Here is a 20,563-nt window from a genome sequence, read left to right as displayed (position 1 = left end):
GATCCGGCGAGCGGCTGCTTCCGGTTGAGCTGCGGACATAGGACTTCAGGGCGCCAACTTCGGCATCGGGCCCTGACCGCCATCTCTCGACATTTGGAAGCAGCCGTTGACATGCCCCGACGCCCACGCCAATCCAATGCCGCTGCGTCCGACCACTGCCCTGCCCCATATGTCCTCACGGACGAAGGTCAAGTTCCGAAGTAGACCAGCCGGTCGCGAAGAAAGGCGCGGATGTCAGCTTTCAACGCTCGCCGTCGTTGGGCGTAGAAATTCGATCGGCAGCAACCAGTCTTCTTGAAACATTCGCTCCCGGGGTCCTGCGCGCGTTGGGACCGATAAGGGCGCGTTATCGCCTACCTGCCCCGCCGCGCAGTGTCGCCCTGTCCCAGCGCTGGCACGATTGGCGTCCGCTCCGGGGTGTCGTCACGTAATCGAATCGGCGCGCGGAAGCACTGCCTCCCAGCCGCGGCATGCCGGCCCAACGGTGCGTGGCACCGGCTTCTTACCGCTGCGGTAGTAGGCGAGCATGCGACGAGACAGGCCAAGCGCTTCCGCGGCCGCGTCGAGCGTCATCTCGTGCCGCGCCATCCAGTTCCAAATGAACTCATGCGAGCACCCGCCCGCCTGTTCGATCGCCCGGGAGCGCAGGTTGTCCGCTGCGAGTTCGAGTCGGTCGTCATCGGCCCAGATCACGCTACCGCCCCTTTCGCCTACCTTTGCCGTCGCGAACACGGCGGGGTCGGACAAGCGAGCCAGCGGACGATGCTTGCGGATGACCGGCTTCAGATCGACCTTGAAGACAGCTCCGTCCGCGAAGCTCAACCCGAGGATGCCTCGAGCCACTGGCGTGATCGAAGTGAGAGTGAAGTGCTTCGTTGTCATGGGTCAAGTTCCCTGCCGTTGCCAGGCACCGGTCCTGGCTACGCAGCATGCTTGAGTTGCGGACAGGCGAACCGCTCGAGCCTTGCAAGCAGACTGCGCAGTCGATCCGCTACGGTCGCATGCAGTTCCCTGAACCTGGGATCTAGCACACCTTCGTCGAGGGACGTCGTCTCGATCAGGCAATCGATGACCTGGTTGAGGCGAACTCGGGCGTCCAGTTCGACTTCATCCTCGAGCAAGGGTCTGACAATCGCTTCGCGCAACGCATCGCCGCGCATCAGTGTGTTTTGAACCGACAGGACCAGCTCGCCTTCGGCATCCACGTGGATGTCTCCGAGCGCCACGAACGTGACCCGTTCCTGACCCGTCCTGTCCGTCGTCCGCAGCACTTCACCTTCCTTCGGCGCAAGGGCAAAGTGCGGAAGCTGCCACTCCGATCGCGCGATCGCGGTGCGATTGAAGACGTCGGAATTGGTTGCGGTGACGGTGGTGTCGTTGACGGTGGCGGTGGCGGTTTGCAGCATCGAGGGCTAGTTCCTTGAGTTTTCGAAGGCCTCGATGGTCTTCAAAAAATGAAAAAGCTCCAAAAAAACTTGTTGCTGCTGAGCTACTCCGGAGTTTTAGAGAAACGTCTTCGACGTGATAGCTGCGCGCGATCATCCCTTCGGCCCGTCCGCACCGATCTCCTCGTCCGGCTGAGTTGCTCGCAGTAGCCATAAGCCGAGGAACTTGGCCATGGTGTTGACCATTTTCAAGGTCGCGCACAACTACTGCTTACCGGACTCGAAGGGCAAAATGCCCGCGATGAAGCTCGGACTTGCCAAGGGGCCGGTGGCGCTGGAAGACATTTTGCACTTCTCTGGCTAACTCATGCCGTTCTGAGGTGGTTGCGTTGGGCATGACGTTCATTCCGTAGCCGTCAGCATATCGTCAGTGCGCGTTCCACGCAGAAGCGATGCGTCGCCTTCAAAGAAATCAGGGCAGGTTGAACAGCCGCCCCGCCCAATCAGGTTTTCGCTGCTCAGGGCAGCAGAAGCTTCACTTTCGCGCTCACGTCCAGTGTGCACTGCGTCGTGACTGAGGCGAACTTCGAGGCATTGCGAGAGCGCCAATCGAGACATCGCACTTGGTCAGTCAAGGCAACTCCAGTGACCTTGCCCGAGGACGGCGTGACCGGCACTTCGAAGGGATAGCCCTTCGCCTGGTTGGTGACCGGGCAGCAGAGCATTAAGCCGCTCTTTCCGTTGTACGTCGCCGGTGAGAGCACCAGAGCGGGACGGCGACCCGCCTGTTCATGCTCCGCTTGGGGGTCGAAGTCTAACCAGACAACATCGCCACGGCCTGGGACGTACGCACCCGTCACCAAGCTTCAGCCCCTACCGCCGGCCCTTCCAGCGCCAAACCATGATGGTTTTCCGGCGTCATCTTCGCCAGCAGGTCGTCGAGGCTTTCGGTCGCCGGCTCGATGACCAGCCTACCCCCTTCAACCCGCAGCTCAAGACTCTGGCCGACCTGCATACCGGCGTCTTTCAGCGCCGGAGCAGGGACACGCACAGCGGCGCTGTTTCCCCACTTTTGAACTTCAACACGCATGTTTCTCTCCTTGCAATGTAGATACATTGCAGATACCTTTGGCGCCGAATGCAAGCTCCCTCGAGGGCATGCTGATTAGCCTCGTCACGTAGTGATGCTCCCGTCGGACCATCCGACGGGTAGCAAGTTACGTGAGGCAACAGCTCAGCTCGGGTAGCAATTCCGACGAGTCAATGCGGCGCTCAGCGTCAACTATCTTGAGCGGTGCGGTCGAGCATGATCATTGAGTTGGGGTTGCGCTGCGTTGCCGGCGAGCCGGCAACGCAGCGCGGCGTCGGTACCGCGCCCGACGGGCTCCGAGTATCGAATGGAGTGACCGGCCGGGCGTGGCGCGTCAGATTTGCGCCAGGCCGCCGTCGACGGCGACCTCGCTGGCGGTCATGAAGCTGCTGTCCTGGGACGCGAGAAAGGCAGCCGCCGCCCCGAGCTCCGCCGGATCGGCCATGCGCTGGAGCGGATTCATCGAGGCGAACATCTTCATGCCTTCCTCGCCTAGCGCTGCCTTCGCGAGTTCGGTCGCCGTCGGCCCGGGTGACAGCACGTTGACCCGGATACCGGTGCCCTTCAGGTCCTCCGCCCAAGTTCGCGCGAGGTTGCGCACTGCCGCCTTGCTCGCGCTGTAGACGCTGAATGCCGGGGCGCCCGTGGTGCCGGCGCTCGATCCGGTCAGGATGATCGAACCGCCTTGGCCCATCAGCGGCAGCGCCTTCTGCACCGTGAAGATCGTGCCCTTCACATTGGTGTCGAAAGTCTCGTCAATGTGCTCGGCGCTGATCCCGCCGAGAGCAAGCGGGCTTCCCGCCCCGGCATTGGCGAAGACGATGTCGAGGGTTCCGCGCTCGGCCTTCACCGCCGCGTAGAGTCGGTCGAGGTCGTCCAGATCGGAGACTGAGCCCCTCACCGCGCGGGCATTGGGCCCGAGGTCGGCCACAGCGGCGTCGAGAGCTTCCTGCCGGCGGCCGAAGATGAAGACGAAGGCGCCCTCCTCAATGAAGCGCTTTGCCGCCGCGAGGCCGATGCCGGTAGCGCCGCCAGTGATCACAGCGGTCTTTCCATTCAGTCTGGTCATGTCATGAATCCTTAGTTGGAGTTGCAGGGAAGCTGAATAAATGCTTGCCTGAGGACAACTATGGAGTTCTGATAACCTGTTGACAAGTATGCACTTTTTGGTAAGTATCAAAAAATGACGATGCCTTCTCAAATCTGCGATACGGGCTGCGGGCTCAACGCGACGCTCCGCGTCATCTCGGGCAAGTGGAAACCGCTGATCCTGTTCTTTCTGCGCGACGGCCCAAAGCGCTATGGCGAGCTCAAGCGCTTGACACAAGGCGTCAGCGACAAGGTTCTGATCCAGCAATTAAAGGATCTGGAGGCCGATCGTGTGCTGGCGCGGACCGACTACAGGGAGGTGCCGCCGCGCGTGGACTACACGCTGACGCCGCTCGGTCGCAGCTTGGCCAACGCGATCGTCCCGCTGTGCACCTGGGGAACCGAGAACGCGGCGGAAATGGCAAGCATCTTCGCCAAGCACGACACCTTGCTACCACAGGGTGCTGAAAAGCCGCTGAGACGGACGCCCCTCCAGTCCTGGGAGGACGGCACGTCGGATACGTCGATCAAACTGTCAAGATGACGCTGACGGGCTATAACAAGTTGGACTTGAAGCGGGAGCGCACGCGCGGCCGGCTACCAGGCGCGATAGCGCCCAGCTTTCTGCCTTGCGCGTCTATTCGCGCTTGAAGCCGTGATGGACAACAGCGGCCGGCATTCGGCGGCTCCTGTTTTCGCGTGAAAACGAGCAGACCTGATTCCTCGCCCAGAAACTCCCGAACCAAGCGGCCGGCGCGATCCCGGCTCACACGCGGAGCAAGAGGTGCAGCCGTGTCTGGTAGCCGCGTCGGCTTTCGAGTAGGCTGTCGAAGCATCGACCGATTTCAAGTTAAGAGCACCCCGTGGTCGGCTGAGACAAGTGCTCGCGTATCGGGGTCGGATTTAGACGCAGACTCAGCCGTCGGTCTCAAATGCGCCTGCCGATCCCGAGCCAGTCGGGACGACTCGGCCTTGTTGCCAAAGGGCCTTCAACTGGTCGACGAACCATTTTCCGGCAGGCCCTGGAGGCGCCGAGGCGCGATGGAATGCGGACATCGTCAACATGAAACCCGTTAAGGGCATCTCGTCCACATCCAGGGTGACCAACGTTCCGGCAGCGACATCCTTTTCGATCATGTGCCAGGGCATGCCGCCCCACCCCACGCAGTCTTTGAGAAAGGCATGTTTCGTGGACAGATCCGCCAGTCGCCAAGTCATCGGCGACGCAACGGCGAAGTCCCGACCGGCCGTGAGGTCGGATCGGTCGGTGAGCACCAGTTGGACGTGCTGCGCCAGTTCGCTCCGCGGCACGCGTCCCCCAAACTTCGCGAGGGGATGACATGCCGAAGCAACCGCGATCAACGGCAGTTCGCCCAGTCGCTCGCTGACCAACGTCGGGAAGGCGCGCGGCAAGGGAGGAAGGACACCCAGGCTACATCGGCCGTCCAGAACCGGTTGATATGCCGCGCCCAAAGCTTCGACAAAAAGCCGAAGCGGCGTCAACGGGAACTGGGTCGCGAACGCTTTCGCGACGGCGCTGACGACGCCGGTAGGGAAGAACACATCGATCACGACGGATAGCTCTGCCTCGACGCCGGACGTCATGAGCTTGGCGCGAGCCTTCAGCGTGTCCACGCTGGAGACGATGTTGCGGGCGTCCGCGAGCAACAGCACGCCCTCTGCCGTGAGCTTCGGGAATCGGCCCGAGCGATCGAAGAGCACCACGCCGATCTGGTCTTCCAGCCCACCGACCCAGCCGCTCACGGCGGACTGAACACGGTTCAGCTTTCGAGCCGCCGCCGAGAAGCTCCCCTCGTCGACCGCAGCGATGAAGGTTCTGAGCTGATCCAGAGAAACACCATCGAGCATGCACACCCCTTCCATCTCGAATGGAGATGAATTGCATCTCAATATACCGTCTTCTCAGATGCCCCGGCCGTCGCCACCATTGGTAGCCAAGCAGCAAGGGGCGTAGGCAACAGCAGCCAGTTCGGCATCGCTCACGGCCGGTCCCCCAACAAAGGAACCTCCATGACTTATTCCATCATCGGCAGCGGCAGCGTCGGCAAGGCCCTGGCCAGTCAATTTGCCCGTCATGACATCACCGTCGGTATCGCCAACAGGCGCGGGCCGGACTCGCTGGTGGCAATTGCCCAAAAGCTCGGCAACTCGGTGGCTCCGATGACGCTTGCGCAAGCGCTCGAGGCCGACGTGATTGTCCTCGCGGTTCCCTTCGAGTCGCATCGCGACGTCGCCAAGGCCGCCACGACGTGGCATGGCAAGGTCGTCATCGACGCCACCAACGCCTATGGCGTGCCGCTGTCCGACCTGGACAACTTGCCGTCTTCGGCGATCGTGGCGAAGGCAATGCCCGGAGCGAAGCTCGTCAAGGCGTTCAACCATCTGCCCGCAGGCGTGCTCGCCCAGGAGGCAGGCACTGCCGCTGGTCGTCGGGTGATCTTCACGTCGAGCGACGATGAAGGCGCGAGCGCGACGGTGGCCGCCTTGCTCGAACGTCTCGGCTACGCGCCAATCAGTCTCGGAAAGATCGCGGAAGGCGGGCAACTCGTTCAGGCGCGGGACAAGAGTTGGGCGCCCCTCATTTTCCAAGACCTGTTCAAGCCGGCGAACTGAACTATGTACGACCATGTCATCTGGCCCAAGCGTTACGACCCGAGGACGTCGGCGATCTACGCACTCAACGACATCGACGTGAAGGCACCGCCTGAAGTCGTGTGGCAACTGCTTGTCGATACCGAGCGCTGGTCCGACTACTTTCCTCCCGAAGATCAAGTCAGGATTCTGTCCGGCGAGACCGCACTGGGACTCGGCACCCACACAGCCGGGTAACGGTGGGTTTTCCGATGAACCTGATCGTGACGGAGTGCGCGCCCTTTCGCAGGCTCGCGTGGGCGACGACGGTCGACGGCGACAAGACCGGTTCGAGCGCATACCACGGCTGGGTCACCACCTCGACGGAAGCCGGTTGCCACGTGCTGACTGAAGAGACGCAACAAGGCGTCTTCTTCCTCGATGAACTCGGACGCAAGCATCCCGGCGCGCTCTATCGATACCACCAGGACTGGGTGGAACGCCTCGCCCATGCCGCCGAAGCCGAAGTCGCGAAGAAGGCTGCTTTGACGACGCTGTCTTGAAACCTGAGCGTGCAGCAACGCGCTCGCATCACCAAAGAGAAACTCATGAAAATCGAACTCAAGGGCCGCAAGGCCATCGTGACGGGATCCACAGCAGGCATTGGTCGCGCGATCGCCGAGGGACTCGCACGTGCAGGCGCATCGGTCGTCATCAATGGGCGCGGGGAAGAGCGCGTCGCCACCGCGTTGCGCGAACTTCGTGCGCTGCTGCCTGACGCCGACTTCGTGGGCGTGGTCGCCGACCTGTCGACGCCCGAAGGCTCAGCAGCGCTCGCGGCTCAGGTCAACGAGGCAGACATTCTTGTCAACAACGCAGGCACCGCCCATCCCAATGGCTTCTTCGAACAGGAAGACAGCGAATGGCTGGACCTGTTCCAACTCAACGTCATGAGCGGTGTGCGCGCCGCGCGGCACTACATGCCCGGGATGGTCAAGCGCGGCTGGGGCCGGGTCGTGTTTATCAGCAGCGAGTCCGGGGTCGCGATTCCGAAGGAAATGATCGACTACGGCATGACGAAGACGGCGCAGCTCGCCGTCTCTCGGGGACTGGCCGAATTGGTCGGGGGCAGCGGTGTCACCGTTAACGCGGTATTGCCAGGGCCGACCCGCTCCGAGATCCTGGGCAACTGGATGAAGTCGACCGCTGAAGAGCAAGGCATCACGCAGGAGGAAGCTGAACAGAACTTCCTGAAGACGATGCGACCGACGACGCTCATCAACCGGTTCACGACGACCGAGGAGGTCGCGAACATGGTGGTCTATGCGTGCTCAGAACAGTCCTCCGGAACGACCGGTGTCGCATTGCGCGTCGACGGCGGCGTCATTCGCGCCATCCCTTGAATTGCCGCGCCTGCTCGCACCACTAGGGACACGCTGATCTATGAGCCACATCGTGCACGCAGAGATCGATCCACGTCGCGCGACGACTTCGACGCGCGCAACGGTAGCGCAAGGGTCTTCGTCGCGACGTTAGAAGCCTCTTTCGAGGCCGTTTTGCACTCCTCAAGACGCACCTCGGCGGCGAAGCAAGCGCTTGATCACAGCTGCTCAGGCTACCGGTGCGACCGATTCATCGCTCCTTCCATATGTCCAAGGGCAAAACGGCCAACCTTCGACAGTTGCCCAGATGCACGCACGAATGCAAGCGATGACGATGCGAGGATCCTGCGCCAAGGGCACATTCTCAATAAAAATCAACATGGCAATCCTTTCCGAGCTGGAGCGTCCTCGACGGTTCTCGTCACCATCACCGGCGATCGACGGGCGCGGAGCGCGCCCAATGGAAGTTCCCCGTCCGATTCCGGCCGAAATGAAGCAGAGATTGCTGACGCCATGCCTGCCGCGGTCATGCCCACTGACATCGGCATGTGCATGGGTACGCCAGCGTGCAAATCAGAAGGCATGACGGATACCCAGGTCGTAGCCCATCGACTTGTTCGGCAGCGCATTGCCGACACTGCCCGGGATCGCGCCGGTGTAGAAGGCCGGGGAACCTGTGACACCCAGAGCAGCGCCACCCTTGTCGTTGATGTACGCAAAGGTTGTGTATAGCGCTGTGCGCTTCGACAGGTTGTGCACGTATCCGATAGCGAACTGGTCAGCCTTCGGTTGCGAAGCGAAGACGCTCACCGGCAGGTTGTTGTACTTCACAGCGGAGTACGACGCCCGGATCAAGCCAACGCCGACTGGAACAGTCACGCCAAACACGCCGCCATTGGCACCGGGCTTCGTGGTACCGAAAGGATTGAACGCGTTGGTCGCATAGGCGGTCTTTTGCTTGTTGTTCGAGTATTCACTGAAGAGTTTGACAACGCCGAGGTCGTAAGAAGCTCCGAGGTTCCAGGTATCCAGGGTGGTCGTGGTACCCGCGTAGTAGTTGGAACTGATGGTGCTCTCGGCATAGGCCAGCGCAAAGTCCAGCGGGCCATTGGTGTAGCCGACGCGCCCACCTACATAACGGCCAGCCCGCGCGTTGTTCGGCGTCAGGGCCAGCGCCGGGTTTGCGACGATCGCGGTGACGCCCGGGGGGGTCAGACCACCCGGGTCGTACGAGACCTGTTCATTGAAGGCATACATGAACTGACCGTAGAAACCACCCAGGGTCGGCGGCAGGAAGTAGCCCACCGAGTTGACGGATCGCACGTAGTTCGGGTTGGACTGGAAGCCGCTGTTGGGAACGCCGAGGGCGGCGCCGCCGCTGGCGGTCGTAATCAAGTTGGTGCCCACGCCGTTGGCGCCGAATGGGTCAAATACGGTGTCGTTCCAGAATGTTGGGCTGAAGTCCTTGCCCAGGCGGACTTCGCCGAAGTTGCCGGACAGGCTGACCGTCGAGCGTCGGTTGAAGCTCAGGCCGCCGCCAGGGGCGGCGCCATTTCCGTTGTCGTTGGTCATGCCGGCTTCGAGCCAGAAGCCGGCAGCCAAACCGCCGCCGAGGTCTTCCGTGCCACGGAAGCCCAGGCGGCTTGAGTTGTAGCCAGAGCTGGTCAAGGCCGTCGCGGTCTTGTTGACGCTCACGCCGAAGGGCGTTTCCGACTGGTTCTTGAAGCCGCTGATTGCGGCGTCCACCACGCCAAATACCGTGACAGACGACTGTGCCGAAGCAGCACCGGCAACAGCCAGAGAAGCTAGGGCAACCAGAGTTTTTTTCATTGCAATTGTCTCCGTTGAGGCTCTAAAGAATCCGATCAGGGTGGCCAGCCCTTGATCGTGGGCGATGAGGTGCGCCGCGGACGATAGAGCTCGCCATCTGGCGGGGTTATCGTCTGTCTATGCTATCGTTAGCATAAATTCTAGAAGAGACATTGCGGGAATGTCAACAGTCTTGATGCACCTTCACTCAAGGTTGTTTGCAGTTTTCTTATGCATCGACGGCTTGGAACGGGAGCCGTTTTGGTTGGCAATCGCCATCCAGTATGCTATCGTTAGTGCATTCCTGCACCATCTCTCCCATGGTCACAATCAAAGACATCGCCGCCCGACTCGAGGTCTCCGCTTCCACTGTTGGCCGCGCCTTGGCCGACGACCCCCGCATCAGCTCTGCCATGAAGCAGAAGGTGCTCGAGATAGCGAACGAGATGGGCTATGTCGCCAACCGTGCGGCGCGCATGATGCGCGGGGTCTCCAGCAATTTGGTGGGCCTGGTCGTTCCCGACATCCGCAACAGCTTCTATTCGACGATCGCGCACGCGTTGTCGAAGTGCCTGGAGAGCGCAGATCTTCAATTGACGCTGTCAGAATCCGACGACGACCGCTTGGTCGAGTTGCGCCACATCCGCGAACTCACCAGCGTCAATGTGGCGGGCATCATCATCGTGCCCACGGCCCGGCCGCATCCAGAGTCGGTGCGCCTTCTCAAGATGACGCCACGCATCCAGTTGCTGCGCAGACATGCCTCGCTGGGGGACCATTGGTTTGGCATCGACGACACGCAGGCGATCTTCCAGGCAACCAGGCACCTGGTCGAACTCGGCCACCGGCGCATCGGCTATATCGGCGGCACCACGGACCTTCCTACTGGAGCCGCACGCCTACAAGGGTTTCACAACGCCCTCGCCGGAAGCAAGGCGGCCACGCATGCGCGAGAGGAACTCGGAGTGCCGTCGTCGACGGATTTCGGCCGTGATGCGATACGACGCCTGCTCGCACTGCGCAGCCCACCCACGGCGGTAGTCCTGGGTTCGGTCCAGAACACGCAGGGCGTTCTGGAGGAACTGCTGGCAAGCGGCGTGCACGTGCCCGAACAGTTGTCCGTTGTTGGGTTCGGGGACGAGTTGGGCTTCAGATGGTGGGGACCGGGACTGACGACGATGAGCCTCCCCGTCTCCGAACTGGCCACTGCGTGCGGCCTGTGGTTCATTCATCAGCTGAAACAGAAGTCTGCAGACGCGGCGCCTTACAGCGCTGTCTCGCCGCCGACGCTCGTTGTGCGCGGCAGCACCCGAGGAATGGAGGCAGCGAACGCCAACCGCGCCGAAACGCATCCTCGCCTTTCCTCGCCAGCTCGCTGACTGATCATTCCCTCGGCAGGCCGAGAACAATGCTTGCGATCGTTCCCCGTCCATGCCCTTGTCTATCGATCGCACCTCAATGACCTCCCATCGCAAAGTGACGCCTACCGACGCCTCTAGGGCGCGTCGGCACAATCCCGTCTAGAACCAGCGGCGGCAGATGTCACTGAGTTCTTGAGATGGGTGCTTGATCAAGCCAACGGCGAAGCCTCTGACCTGATCTTTGTCTTGCTCGTCGGTGATGTACTCGACGGGCGACTTGCCATCGATCCGCGCCAGCAGCAGGCCAGGCAGCAATCGCGCGGCCCGGCGTTGCACTTCGTGCGCAGGCTCCCAACCAACTTGGTCGAGGTAGCCGCGCATCAGTGCCATGAAGGCCCGCGCGAAATCAGCGCTGCGCGACGGCACGACAACCGCCTTCAACACAAGATGGTTGAGGCAGAACGCGAGATCAAACGCCGGATCACCATACCAGGCGCATTCCGCGTCGAGAAGCACCGGTCCGCGCGGACCGGCCAGGATGTTCTTCGGGCTCACGTCGCCGTGGACCAGCGCGTGCGTGGTGCCTGCTGTTTGCGCCACCAGCGCCAACAGCGCCGCCGAGACCTCGGGATAGCGTGCCGCCGTGGCGACGAGGTAGGGCTCCAGTCGCAAGGCATAGAAGTTCTCAATCGTGTCGAAGCGCTTGGCCACGTCGATCCGCCAGGCACTTTCCGCGTGGATCGCTCCAAGCACCTTACCCACCGCAGCGGCCAGATCGACGTCGACCTCGCCCGCTAGCAGTTGCTGCTTCCACACCGGATGGTCCTCCGGCTCCAAGTAGGTCATAGCAAACAGGCCTGCTTCCACATCCTGCGCGATGGGCGTCGGCACATTGGCAGGGCAATGTTCCGACACGAATTGCATCCAAGCCCACTCATAGGCATTGCGAGAGACTGGAGCCTCCCACACCTTGGCGACCTTCAGTTGCTGCAGCGCGCGCTTGACGCAAATTGTGCGATCGCCCAAATCGACCTTCCAGATGTCGGAAGACACGCCTCCGGCCAACTCCTGCCAGTGCGCTTTGACGCCAGGTTTTGTTAAGCCTTGGGCTTCGACGAAGTGGACTAGATCGCGGTCCGGCACGGGTGCATTCGACATGGTGTCTCCTTAGCTGCGGCGAACCGGCTGGTTGCGCCCCTCGTGCGGCGCCTGGCCCGACAGGACGCGCACCACCTCCTGGGCAGCGCGACGTCGCAATTCTTCCAACGACGCGTCGGACGAGAATGCGACATGCGGCGTCAACATCGCGCCGGGACTGGATCTCAGTTCGTCCGGCACCAGTGGCTCCGACTCCAGTACGTCCAACCCAACTGCGGACAGACGACCGGACGTAAGGGCCTCAATCACTGCCGCGGTGTCCACAACGGCGCCTCGGCTGACATTGATGAGCAGGCCACCCGGTCGCATCAGGGCTAGCCGCTCGCAGTCGATTAAATGTTTGGTGACCGGTACCAATGGCGCATGCACTACAACGATGTCGCTGTTGCGCATCAGGCTGTCCAGATCCATCGGCTCGACGCCTGGCTGCGGTGTACCCGGAAATGGGTCATAAGCCAGCATCCGGCAGCCGAACGCAGACAGCTTGCGGGCGGTGAGGCGGCCGATGCGCCCGAACCCTACGATGCCGCAGGTCAGGTTGGCGAGTCGCTTGAGTTTCGCGCTCGCTGGGTTCCAGCGTCCGGCCCGAACCTCGCGATCAAAGTGATTCAGACCACGGGTCCAGGACAGGATGAATCCAAGCGCGTGGTCGGAAACCTCTTCCACGCAATAGTCTGGCACGTTCGTTACCCAGACTCCACGGTCGGTCGCGGCCTGCACAGCAATGTTGTCCAGCCCGACGCCCAGGCGGGCCACTATCTCGAGCGGCAGGCTGGACTGGATCGCTTGCGCGGAGACCTCCGCCCAGCACGTCATGATCCCGTGCGGTTGATGCGCGGCGACCAGAGTATCGATGTCTGACACGTTTGATGGCGCGGCCGGGCCACTCACGAGACGCAGGCCCGCAGATTCAATGACCCTGCGCTCGATGGAGTCATCGGGCCAGGCGTAGTCAGTCAGCAAAACAGTCTTGGTCATGGTCAATACCTACGATGAGACGAGGGCGAGCCCTCGATGAAACAAATGCGTTGGGCCCCTAGGCCGTCGATGCCTGCTTCCACCACGTCGCCGGGATGCAAGAAACGACCATGGTGGCTGCCAAATCCAGCCGGGGAACCAGTGCAGATCAGGTCGCCTGGCAGAAGCGCGACATGTCGCGACAGGTAGGCAATCTGTTCGGCAATGCCGAACACCATGTCGTCCGTGCAACCGTTCTGCATGAGCGCGCCGTTCAGACGCAGCCACAGGCGCAGCGCACCGGGATCGCTCACGTTCCAAGAAGGTACGAACCACGGCCCGACGGGCAGCCAGCCGCGACCACCTTTCGACTGAAGCCAATCCGTACCGAAACGCGGAGGCTCCTCACGAAAAACCGCCGAGCGCAACGTGATGTCGTTGACCACGCAATAGCCAGCAATTGCCGACTCCGCCTGCTCGATCGTCAGTTCACCATCCACGTCGCCAATGATCACACCCAACTCAACTTCCCAATCGAGCGTGGTGTGTTCGCCATTCATCACTAGCGCGCCAGTCGGATCGCGGACGGTCGAACTTGGCTTTAGGCAGATGTACGGGGCACCCACTCGGCGACGCTCCTGGATCGCCCCCAGCGCCGCCTCCCGGCGCGCGCTGGCGCCCGCACCGGCTGGACCGTCGCCGCTGTCTTCGGCGGCCTCGATCAACTGGCCCGAGTAGTTGCTGATCGTGCAAAACACTTGGCGCGGAGCTACCGGTGCGTGCAGGCGCAGATTCTTCATCGGAAATCCTTCGGCAGCGATGGCCTGCAGGACATGCGTCGAGTTGCAAGCGGCCCGCAAGGGCTCGATCAGTCTCGACCACTGACCCTGAAGCCCCGCCAGATCGAGCTCCCCCGCAAGCCCATGGGTCGAAGCGAGGGCCAGGCAACGATTCAGTCCTAGCGCGCGCCCGCCCGTCGCCAGAGCCAAGTAAGGTCGCTCATCACCTATCGAGGCATTGATCATCACGACGCTCACGCAAGCGCTCCCTCTTGTGCTGACTGGCGGCGTCGCTTTGCTGCGCGCACCGTCTCCCGTGCAACCCAAAATTTGGGTACGACTGTATTCACAGCTTCTCTTGGCAGATGAGCGCCGCGTTGCCCTTCAACAAGGTTGAGCAGCCGCGGGGCCAACCGGTCGACGCGGGCATTGGAATGCTCATGGCGGCCGAAGCCCTCAGGGGCACACGACGTAATTCGAGAAGCCCCCGTTGCGGTCCTTGAGGCCGGAGATCGCCTCGTTCACACGTTCCAGGGGGAATGTGACGTCTTCCAAGTACGACAGGTCGATCGTCCCGGTGCTCACCATGTCGGCCATCTCTTGGCCTTGCGTGGCGCTAAACCAATTCGACCCGATCAACTGGATCTGCTCATCCATCAGCCACTTCATGTCGATCGGCAACGCGTCGGACACACCGCCGATATTCACTACCTTGCCGCCGCGCCGCACGCCCTTCATCGAATCCAGCATCGTCTCGACCGGTGCGCGGGCGCCTAGTGCGCTGATCGCGAAATCGACGCCGTCGCCGTCGGTCTGCGCCCTCGCCCATTCCCCGGTGCGCCGTTCCCCCAACGCCATGACTTCGATGCGCTCGGGTGCTAGCGCCTTCACGCGCTCCAGCAGAGCCAGATCCCGGCCGACGCCCAGAATCTTGGACAGTCCCATCGCCAAGCCGAGCACGGTGGCCGCGACGCCCAGCGTACCGGTGATGCCGTCAATCAGGCCGACTTGTCCCGGGCCAGCGCCGGCATTGTGCAGCGCCCCGTAGGAGGTGCCGAGATAGCCAAACCGTCCAGCCTTCTCGAAGCTGAGGTTGTCGGGAATGTTCACCAGCGCGTATTCAGGAGCTGTCATGTACTCACTGAAACCGCCGTACGGGTACAGGTCGAAGATGCGTTGCCCGTCTGTGCTGGTGCTGAAGTAGCCATTGAGCGTGTAGTAGCGGCATTGGCTACGGCGGCCCGAGCGGCAGGCCTTGCACGATCCACAAGAACGCAGCGGGCTCACGTACACGCGATCGCCCGGCTTTGCATTGATCACCGCCTCACCGACCTCCTCGACAACGCCGGCCGGATCCAAGCCGAAGATGGCCGGAAACTTGGCGAGCGGCTGGTGCGGAAACCAGCTCGGCCAGTTGTTGATGACGTTCGCCATGTTGGGAACGATGCCGCACGCCTTCACGCGCACGAGCACGTCGTTGGGCCGAGGCTTTGGCACCGGGATGGTGTCGAGGGTCATCGGGGTGTGCAGTTGGTGCAGCCGCGCCGAGGTCATTGTCCTCATGATTTCTCCTGTTGCGATCCGGGGGTATGCGATGTCACTGGAAGGCGCCACTCGGCGGGCGGAACTTCGCCGGCCAAACGGTCACCCACTTGCCGCCCTGCACCTGCTTGAGCTTGGTGTCGGGCGCGCTACTATTGAACTTGCCTTCGAACGAACGAACGCCGAGCACGGTCTGCACTTTGTTGACCTTGAGCCAGGACGCCATGGCCTTGTCGTCAATCTTGCCGGCGCCATTGGCAGCGGCCTCCAGGATCTGCCATGCAGCAAATTCCGACGCAGCCTGGTATTCGGCCACCGGATACGGCAAGCCGGCCGCCTTGGCTTTTTGCACAAACGCTGTAACGAAGTCCGCGGCACCCGTATTCTTGGTGAACGGGTCGTGGTCTTCGAACCAGGTCAGGCTGGTCACACCGGCAGCGTTGGGGTTCGCCGCCGTCGGACCCGGCGCCGGGAACAGGTAGAAGTGGCGCTTCGGTAGGTAGTCGATGCGCTTCATCGCATCGAGCAGCTGCACCGCCTCCATGCCCACTGCGCCGGACCACAATACGTCTGGGTTGGCGTCCTTGATGCGGGCGGCAATCGCGCCAAAATCCCGCGTTCCGAACTCATACTCGAGCGTTAGCACGTTCTTGAGCCCACGCTTTTGCGCGATCTCTTGGCCTCCCTTCGCCAAGTCGAGCGCCGACGGGAACTTGCTGGTGACGAAGGCGATGGATTTAGGCGGATTCGGCAGGCTGGCATATCCATCGAGGATGAGTTCCGTGTCTGCGAGGCGCGGATCAGGACCCAGGGGCAGCGAAGGGAACTGCAGGTCGTACGGCGCCAGCGCAGGCTCCCCCAGGCTGCTTTGAATGAATAGCTTGTTGAACCGCTGCGCAACGCCCATGGCGGCGATGATCGAACTGGTGCCGTAAGGGCCCATCAGCAGGTCGACCTTTTCCGCAATGACCAGGCGCTCGTACAGCGTACGGGCGTTTGCCGACTGCGACTGGTCGTCCAGTACTACGAACTCGACCTTGCGGCCCAGCAGTCCGCCGCGCTTGTTGATGTCTTCGATGAACACCTCGGCTGCCAGTTTGTGAATCATGCCGACCGACGCCAGCGGGCCAGTGAGTGGCAAGGTGCCCCCGACACGAATGGGGGCGCTACCGGTCCCCTGCGCGAAGGCCTCCGGCAGGCTGGTTGCAAGCACGAGCGTGCCGGCGGCTAGCGCCAGCATGCGACGACGAAAAAGGCTGCAAGTCATGGTGATGCCTCCTGTTGATGTTGTGGGTCGGCGCCGTTGCCGCCGTTCAGTGGCCCGCTTCGAGCTCGATCCCCAGGCCCGCCATGATGCGAACACCAGAGTTGTACCAAGAGACCACCAGCACCAGCGCGATCATTTCCGGTTCGCCAAGGAATGTCGCCGCGCGTGACCAGGTGTCGTCGCTCACTTCAACCTTGAGAGTCGACTCCTTGGCAAATGTCATCACCGCCTTCTCTGGGTCGGTGTAGAGGCTGGAGCTCTCGAACTGCGGAATCGCGTCGAGCTGCGCCTGCGTCAGGCCGGCCTTGAGGCCATGCGACTGATGGTGCGCAATCTCGTAGCGCGAGTTCGTGAGGTGTCCCACAGTGAGGATCGCCAACTCCCGCAGCCGAGGGCTTAGCGGCGACGACCGTAGCGCGTTAGCGTAGGTAAGGAAGCCGTCAAGCAACTCAGGCGTCTGGGTCAGCGCCAGGAAGATGTTGGCGGTGGGCATCTTCCGCTCTTTCTCAAGGCGGTCGAAGATGGCCTGGTTGGGACTGCTGGACCGATTGAGGTATTTGACGCGTGCCATGGGATTCGGTCCTTGGTTAGTTGTTGCTTTGGGTCGATTGCTGCTGAATGAACATTTCCAGCGTCTGCGGATTCGGTTTCTTCTCCGGGTCCTGTGTGGTGGCGTCCTTGAAGGGGCTGGCGTGGAAATACCAGTGCTCGGTCGCCGGAAGGCCCCAGCGCACATTGGTGCTTAGCGAGCCAGCCTCCCAGCGCACCGGCTCGACCTCGGTGTCGATGGTCTGGTAGTGGCCGTCGCATAATTCGACGCGATGTCCGTCCGGGTCCAGGAGGTAGACGTACAGCATCCCGCCAGGGCCGTGTCGGCCTGGCCCGCGATCCACCGAGGCGCCGTAGCCATAGTTGCCCGCAAGGTCGCAGGCTGCGAAGATCAGGTGCGACTCCGGAACGATGTAGGCGAAGTGGTGCATCTTCGGCCCCACGTTCTCCACAATCGCGAGATCAAGACAAGTCCCTTTGCGGAACATGAAGGCGCCCAGCAACTTGTCACCGTGCGCGAGGTATTCCGAGTTGCGGAAGCCAAGTTGGCTATAGAACTCGCAGGCTTTCCAGCAATCGGGCGCAAAGATCTGGAAGTGATCGATGCGCTGAGCGTGCGCGCCGGTGAACAGCTCGAACTTGAGGAACATCCGCTCGCGCACTTCCATGTGGGCGCACAACTCGAGCTTGGTGCCGTACAGGTCCTCGCAATGCAGCGTACGCCCTTGGTAGGGCACCTCGATCCACTTCACCGGCAGACCGCGCCTGGTAAACCAGGCGTAGGCGCTGTCGAGGTCCTCGTCCAGATATACGCGAAAGCCGAGCCGCTGACAGGCGGGGGCTCCCTCCGTCTGCACCAGCACCAGGCTGTGGTGCGCTGCTTCCGACAGACCGCGCAGGTAGCAGGTGGTCGGCGTCTCGTCGGAGACCACCAGGCCCACGATCTTCACGTAAAAGTCTCGGCTCTTTTGGAGATCCTTGACCTCCAGCACTATGTGACTCGCCCGGCTGATGTTGAAGGGCGGGCGCAGGTCGACGGTGGGCAACATGGCAAATCTCCTGTGGGGTTGATTTGAAGGTGAGCGAACGAGACCGGTTTGCACAGGGCTTGAGGCTCGATTTCCGGTGGTGCAGCCGAAGTAACTTCGCCCTACTCGGTTAACGCCCTGCTGGCGCGAATCTCGGTGGTCAATGCCCGAATGGCGGCGAACGCGAACTGGATGTTCGACTCATCCGTCAGCAGCCCGTCCTTCAGCTTCTCGAACACCTGGGGGATGACGACAGCGGGATGGACCGTCACCCGAGACAACGTGCTTGCGAGCGCCTCGCGTAATTGCGCATGCGCCCGAGCACCACCGGTGACAGCAGGTGAGGCGCTGATGATGAGTGCATGCTTGCCCCGCAGCGGTGAAGTCTGCGGCGGGCGTGACGCCCAGTCGAGCGCGTTTTTCATCACGCCCGAAGTACCGGCGTTGTACTCCGGGGTGCACAGAACGAGGCCGTCCGCCTGCCGGATCGCCTCGCGCAAGCGCGCCACCGCGACCGGAGGCTCCTCGGTGTCGAAATCGCCGTTGTACAGTGGGAGGTCCGTGAGCGGATGCAACTTGAGGGCGATCCCCTCGGGCATCCGTAGTTGAAGGGTGCGCAGGACGGCCGTATTGCTCGAAGCGTGGCGCAAGCTGCCGGAGAGGCCGAGGAGGCGAATCATGCTGGGAATCCTTTGGTGGCAAGAAATCAGTGACTGGCCCGGAACGGCAACGCGTCCCAGCCCCAGTAGCGCGCGTCGCCGCCCATGGATTCCTCGATGCGCAGCACCTCGTTCCATTTCGCCATGCGCTCCGAGCGAGCGAAGGAGCCGACCTTGAGTTGTCCGGCGTTCCACCCCACCGCCAGGTGGGCGATCGTGACGTCCTCGGTTTCGCCCGAACGCGCCGACACAATGGTGCCGAACCGTGCATCCTTCCCGGCCTGCAAGGCGGCCAAGGTTTCGGTCAAAGTGCCCGCCTGGTTTGGCTTGATAAGGACGGCGTTCAATTGCGACACCGCCGCGGCAGCGCGGACGCGTTCGGCGTTGGTGACGAGAAAGTCGTCACCGATGATCTGGCATCGCGATGCGTACTTCGAACTGAAGCGCGTGAAGCCCTCTGCGTCGTCCTCGGCCAATGGGTCCTCAATGGACATGATGGGATAGCTGTCGAGCCAACGCCCCAGCATTTCAATCATGGCGTCCGTGTCGAGCACGCGGCTCTCCAGGGCCAGTTCGTAGCGACCGTTCGAGCCAAATTCGGAGGCTGCGATGTCGAGCGAGATTCCGACCTGCGCACCTGGCTTCAGTCCCGCATCGTTGATGGCCTGCATCAGCGTATCCAACGCCTGCTCGTTCGAGGTGAACGCGGGCCAGTAGCCGCCCTCGTCGGCCACTCCTTGGAGCTTCCCGGTGCGCCGTAGCAGCGCTCCCGCGGCGCGATAGATTTCGGCAGTCCACTCCAGCGCTTCGCCAAAACTGGCGGCGGCGGGACACATCACCATGAAGTCCTGGACATCAACACGCCGCTCAGCGTGGGCGCCGCCCCCGAAGATCTGGATCTCAGGTAGCGGCAACCGAACCGGCTGCCCGGCCGCCAGCAGTTGCCAGAGCGGCACACCAGCCGCGGCCGCCCGGGCGTGCGCTATCGCCATGGATGTCGCCACCAGCGCATTGCCCCCGAGCCGGCTCCGGTTGGGTGTTCCGTCCAACCGGACCATCAGTTGGTCCAGCGCCCCCTGGTCGTTGACATCGCGCCCCGCAAGGGCGCCGTCCAATACCTCGTTGATCGCGCGGCAGGCCGATTGCACATCCAACCCACCGAAGCGTGCTCCGCCATCGCGCAGGTCGACCACCTCGCCACTGCCCATCGAGGCGCCAGCAGGCGCGAGCGCGCGCCCCTTCAGGCCGCCACGCAGCCGTACAGTCGCCTCGACGGTCGGTCGGCCGCGCGAGTCCCACATGCGTCGGCCGTGGACGCTTTCGATTGTTGTATCGTTCATTGGTTGCGTTGATGTTGTTTGGTGTTACTCGACCGCCTTGCGCGCACCGATGAGCACGAAAGCCATGGTCGCAGGTCGGTCGGACTTGTTGCGCCATGCGTGGCGTGTACCGTTCTGGACGACGACGTCGAACGGCTTCAGGCGGGTCTGCGCCGCGTCGTCGAGTTCCAGCCACAGCTCTCCGTCGAGCAAGATGCCGTAGTCGACGGTTGGGGTCTCGTGCATGCCGTCGGGCTCGAATCGCTCCGCCAAGCCGGGGCTGACCGCGAGGTTCTCTTCAAACGCGGCTTGGCCGTTGAAATCCGCGGCGGCGAAGACGCTATCTGGTGGGAACGTGACGACCAGCAGCCGCGTTTCGCCCGGGGCGGGTACAAGGCTTGCGACGTCGGCAGTCGGATCTGCTCCGTCGAAGGGAAGCGCCGGCGCGGCGGGTGTCGCCCAGACCAAACGCGACACCATGCCCGGGATATGTTTGAACACGTCAGTGCGGGGCGGCACTGAGTGCATGGCAACCTGGCTGCCGCCGTCCTTTCGCTGCCCCGTCACTATGCGATTCAAGGCGGACGGCACGTGACC

At 62.3% G+C, this 20,563-nt stretch carries 23 protein-coding genes and 1 pseudogene; 7 read left to right on the top strand and 17 right to left on the bottom strand.

Features of this window, described 5'->3' with window-relative positions:
* Nucleotides 1-423: 423 nt before the first annotated feature.
* Both AC1DHL_RS02340 and AC1DHL_RS02335 read right to left on the bottom strand, forming a co-directional pair.
* Nucleotides 424-882: a DUF2442 domain-containing protein gene (locus AC1DHL_RS02340; RefSeq protein ID WP_478160293.1), complete on the bottom strand. Its 459-nt coding sequence runs from the start codon at nt 880-882 to the stop codon at nt 424-426.
* 38 nt (nt 883-920) lie between these two features.
* On the bottom strand, nt 921-1,406 hold the full coding sequence (locus AC1DHL_RS02335; RefSeq protein WP_478102175.1) for a hypothetical protein: 486 nt from the start codon (nt 1,404-1,406) through the stop codon (nt 921-923).
* Nucleotides 1,407-1,617: 211 nt separating this feature from the next.
* Between AC1DHL_RS02335 and AC1DHL_RS02330 the strand changes: the two genes are divergently transcribed.
* A complete protein-coding gene (locus tag AC1DHL_RS02330; protein WP_478102177.1) occupies nt 1,618-1,749 on the top strand; it encodes a hypothetical protein in 132 nt (43 codons plus the stop codon).
* Nucleotides 1,750-1,903: 154 nt separating this feature from the next.
* On the opposite strand, the gene mazF is transcribed toward AC1DHL_RS02330, so the two are convergent.
* From mazF to AC1DHL_RS02315, 3 genes are all read right to left on the bottom strand, one after another.
* The gene (mazF, locus tag AC1DHL_RS02325) at nt 1,904-2,245 is read right to left on the bottom strand and encodes an endoribonuclease MazF (protein ID WP_478160400.1); all 342 of its coding nucleotides are present in this window, start codon (nt 2,243-2,245) and stop codon (nt 1,904-1,906) included.
* Nucleotides 2,242-2,475, bottom strand: a complete 234-nt coding sequence (locus AC1DHL_RS02320) for an AbrB/MazE/SpoVT family DNA-binding domain-containing protein (RefSeq protein WP_478160291.1) — start codon at nt 2,473-2,475, stop codon at nt 2,242-2,244. The genes mazF and AC1DHL_RS02320 overlap by 4 nt, the downstream gene beginning before the upstream one ends.
* 334 nt (nt 2,476-2,809) lie before the next feature.
* On the bottom strand, nt 2,810-3,544 hold the full coding sequence (locus AC1DHL_RS02315; protein WP_478102180.1) for an SDR family NAD(P)-dependent oxidoreductase: 735 nt from the start codon (nt 3,542-3,544) through the stop codon (nt 2,810-2,812).
* A gap of 114 nt (nt 3,545-3,658) precedes the next feature.
* On the opposite strand from AC1DHL_RS02315, the pseudogene AC1DHL_RS02310 reads away from it, so the two are divergent.
* Nucleotides 3,659-4,015, top strand: a pseudogene (locus AC1DHL_RS02310) (winged helix-turn-helix transcriptional regulator); the annotation flags it as partial.
* A 464-nt stretch (nt 4,016-4,479) separates the two neighbouring features.
* Here AC1DHL_RS02310 and AC1DHL_RS02305 read toward each other — a convergent pair.
* A complete protein-coding gene (locus tag AC1DHL_RS02305; RefSeq protein WP_478160289.1) occupies nt 4,480-5,433 on the bottom strand; it encodes a LysR family transcriptional regulator in 954 nt (317 codons plus the stop codon).
* 162 nt (nt 5,434-5,595) lie between these two features.
* Here AC1DHL_RS02305 and AC1DHL_RS02300 point away from each other — a divergent pair, with 162 nt between their 5' ends.
* The 4 genes from AC1DHL_RS02300 to AC1DHL_RS02285 are packed head-to-tail and all read left to right on the top strand — an operon-like array spanning nt 5,596 to nt 7,559.
* On the top strand, nt 5,596-6,198 hold the full coding sequence (locus AC1DHL_RS02300; protein WP_478160287.1) for an NADPH-dependent F420 reductase: 603 nt from the start codon (nt 5,596-5,598) through the stop codon (nt 6,196-6,198).
* Between the two features lie 3 nt (nt 6,199-6,201).
* Nucleotides 6,202-6,414, top strand: a complete 213-nt coding sequence (locus AC1DHL_RS02295) for an SRPBCC family protein (protein WP_478102185.1) — start codon at nt 6,202-6,204, stop codon at nt 6,412-6,414.
* A gap of 14 nt (nt 6,415-6,428) precedes the next feature.
* Nucleotides 6,429-6,719 (top strand): SRPBCC family protein, encoded by a 291-nt coding sequence (locus AC1DHL_RS02290; protein ID WP_478160285.1) that lies wholly within the window; start codon nt 6,429-6,431, stop codon nt 6,717-6,719.
* A 45-nt stretch (nt 6,720-6,764) separates the two neighbouring features.
* Nucleotides 6,765-7,559: an SDR family NAD(P)-dependent oxidoreductase gene (locus AC1DHL_RS02285; protein ID WP_478160283.1), complete on the top strand. Its 795-nt coding sequence runs from the start codon at nt 6,765-6,767 to the stop codon at nt 7,557-7,559.
* A 552-nt stretch (nt 7,560-8,111) separates the two neighbouring features.
* Here AC1DHL_RS02285 and AC1DHL_RS02280 read toward each other — a convergent pair.
* The gene (locus tag AC1DHL_RS02280) at nt 8,112-9,368 is read right to left on the bottom strand and encodes a porin (protein WP_478102191.1); all 1,257 of its coding nucleotides are present in this window, start codon (nt 9,366-9,368) and stop codon (nt 8,112-8,114) included.
* Between the two features lie 197 nt (nt 9,369-9,565).
* Between AC1DHL_RS02280 and AC1DHL_RS02275 the strand changes: the two genes are divergently transcribed.
* Nucleotides 9,566-10,726, top strand: a complete 1,161-nt coding sequence (locus AC1DHL_RS02275) for a LacI family DNA-binding transcriptional regulator (RefSeq protein ID WP_478160281.1) — start codon at nt 9,566-9,568, stop codon at nt 10,724-10,726.
* A 141-nt stretch (nt 10,727-10,867) separates the two neighbouring features.
* On the opposite strand, the gene AC1DHL_RS02270 is transcribed toward AC1DHL_RS02275, so the two are convergent.
* The 10 genes from AC1DHL_RS02270 to AC1DHL_RS02225 form a co-directional block, all read right to left on the bottom strand.
* Nucleotides 10,868-11,866: a phosphotransferase family protein gene (locus AC1DHL_RS02270; RefSeq protein WP_478160279.1), complete on the bottom strand. Its 999-nt coding sequence runs from the start codon at nt 11,864-11,866 to the stop codon at nt 10,868-10,870.
* A gap of 9 nt (nt 11,867-11,875) precedes the next feature.
* The gene (locus tag AC1DHL_RS02265; protein WP_478160277.1) at nt 11,876-12,844 is read right to left on the bottom strand and encodes a C-terminal binding protein; all 969 of its coding nucleotides are present in this window, start codon (nt 12,842-12,844) and stop codon (nt 11,876-11,878) included.
* 2 nt (nt 12,845-12,846) lie between these two features.
* Nucleotides 12,847-13,860: a fumarylacetoacetate hydrolase family protein gene (locus tag AC1DHL_RS02260; protein ID WP_478160275.1), complete on the bottom strand. Its 1,014-nt coding sequence runs from the start codon at nt 13,858-13,860 to the stop codon at nt 12,847-12,849.
* A 198-nt stretch (nt 13,861-14,058) separates the two neighbouring features.
* Entirely contained in the window at nt 14,059-15,216 is a 1,158-nt protein-coding gene (locus AC1DHL_RS02255) for an alcohol dehydrogenase catalytic domain-containing protein (RefSeq protein ID WP_478160273.1), read from the bottom strand.
* Nucleotides 15,200-16,411 carry an amino acid ABC transporter substrate-binding protein gene (locus AC1DHL_RS02250; RefSeq protein WP_478160271.1) on the bottom strand — a complete coding sequence of 404 codons (1,212 nt, stop codon included), beginning with the start codon at nt 16,409-16,411 and terminating at the stop codon, nt 15,200-15,202. The genes AC1DHL_RS02255 and AC1DHL_RS02250 overlap by 17 nt, the downstream gene beginning before the upstream one ends.
* 46 nt (nt 16,412-16,457) lie before the next feature.
* On the bottom strand, nt 16,458-16,982 hold the full coding sequence (locus AC1DHL_RS02245) for a carboxymuconolactone decarboxylase family protein (protein ID WP_478160269.1): 525 nt from the start codon (nt 16,980-16,982) through the stop codon (nt 16,458-16,460).
* A 16-nt stretch (nt 16,983-16,998) separates the two neighbouring features.
* A complete protein-coding gene (locus tag AC1DHL_RS02240) occupies nt 16,999-18,009 on the bottom strand; it encodes a VOC family protein (protein ID WP_478102206.1) in 1,011 nt (336 codons plus the stop codon).
* 101 nt (nt 18,010-18,110) lie between these two features.
* Complete coding sequence (locus tag AC1DHL_RS02235) at nt 18,111-18,668, bottom strand: NADPH-dependent FMN reductase (RefSeq protein WP_478102208.1); 558 nt, start codon at nt 18,666-18,668, stop codon at nt 18,111-18,113.
* Nucleotides 18,669-18,694: 26 nt separating this feature from the next.
* Nucleotides 18,695-19,987 (bottom strand): phosphopyruvate hydratase, encoded by a 1,293-nt coding sequence (eno, locus tag AC1DHL_RS02230; protein WP_478102210.1) that lies wholly within the window; start codon nt 19,985-19,987, stop codon nt 18,695-18,697.
* 24 nt (nt 19,988-20,011) lie between these two features.
* A complete protein-coding gene (locus AC1DHL_RS02225) occupies nt 20,012-20,557 on the bottom strand; it encodes a cupin domain-containing protein (protein WP_478160267.1) in 546 nt (181 codons plus the stop codon).
* Between the last annotated feature and the right edge of the window lie 6 nt (nt 20,558-20,563).

This window comes from Variovorax sp. 10L426, assembly GCF_056395305.1.
The sequence above is the reverse complement of the archived record's forward strand: the minus strand, read 5'-3'. Positions and strand labels throughout refer to the sequence as shown.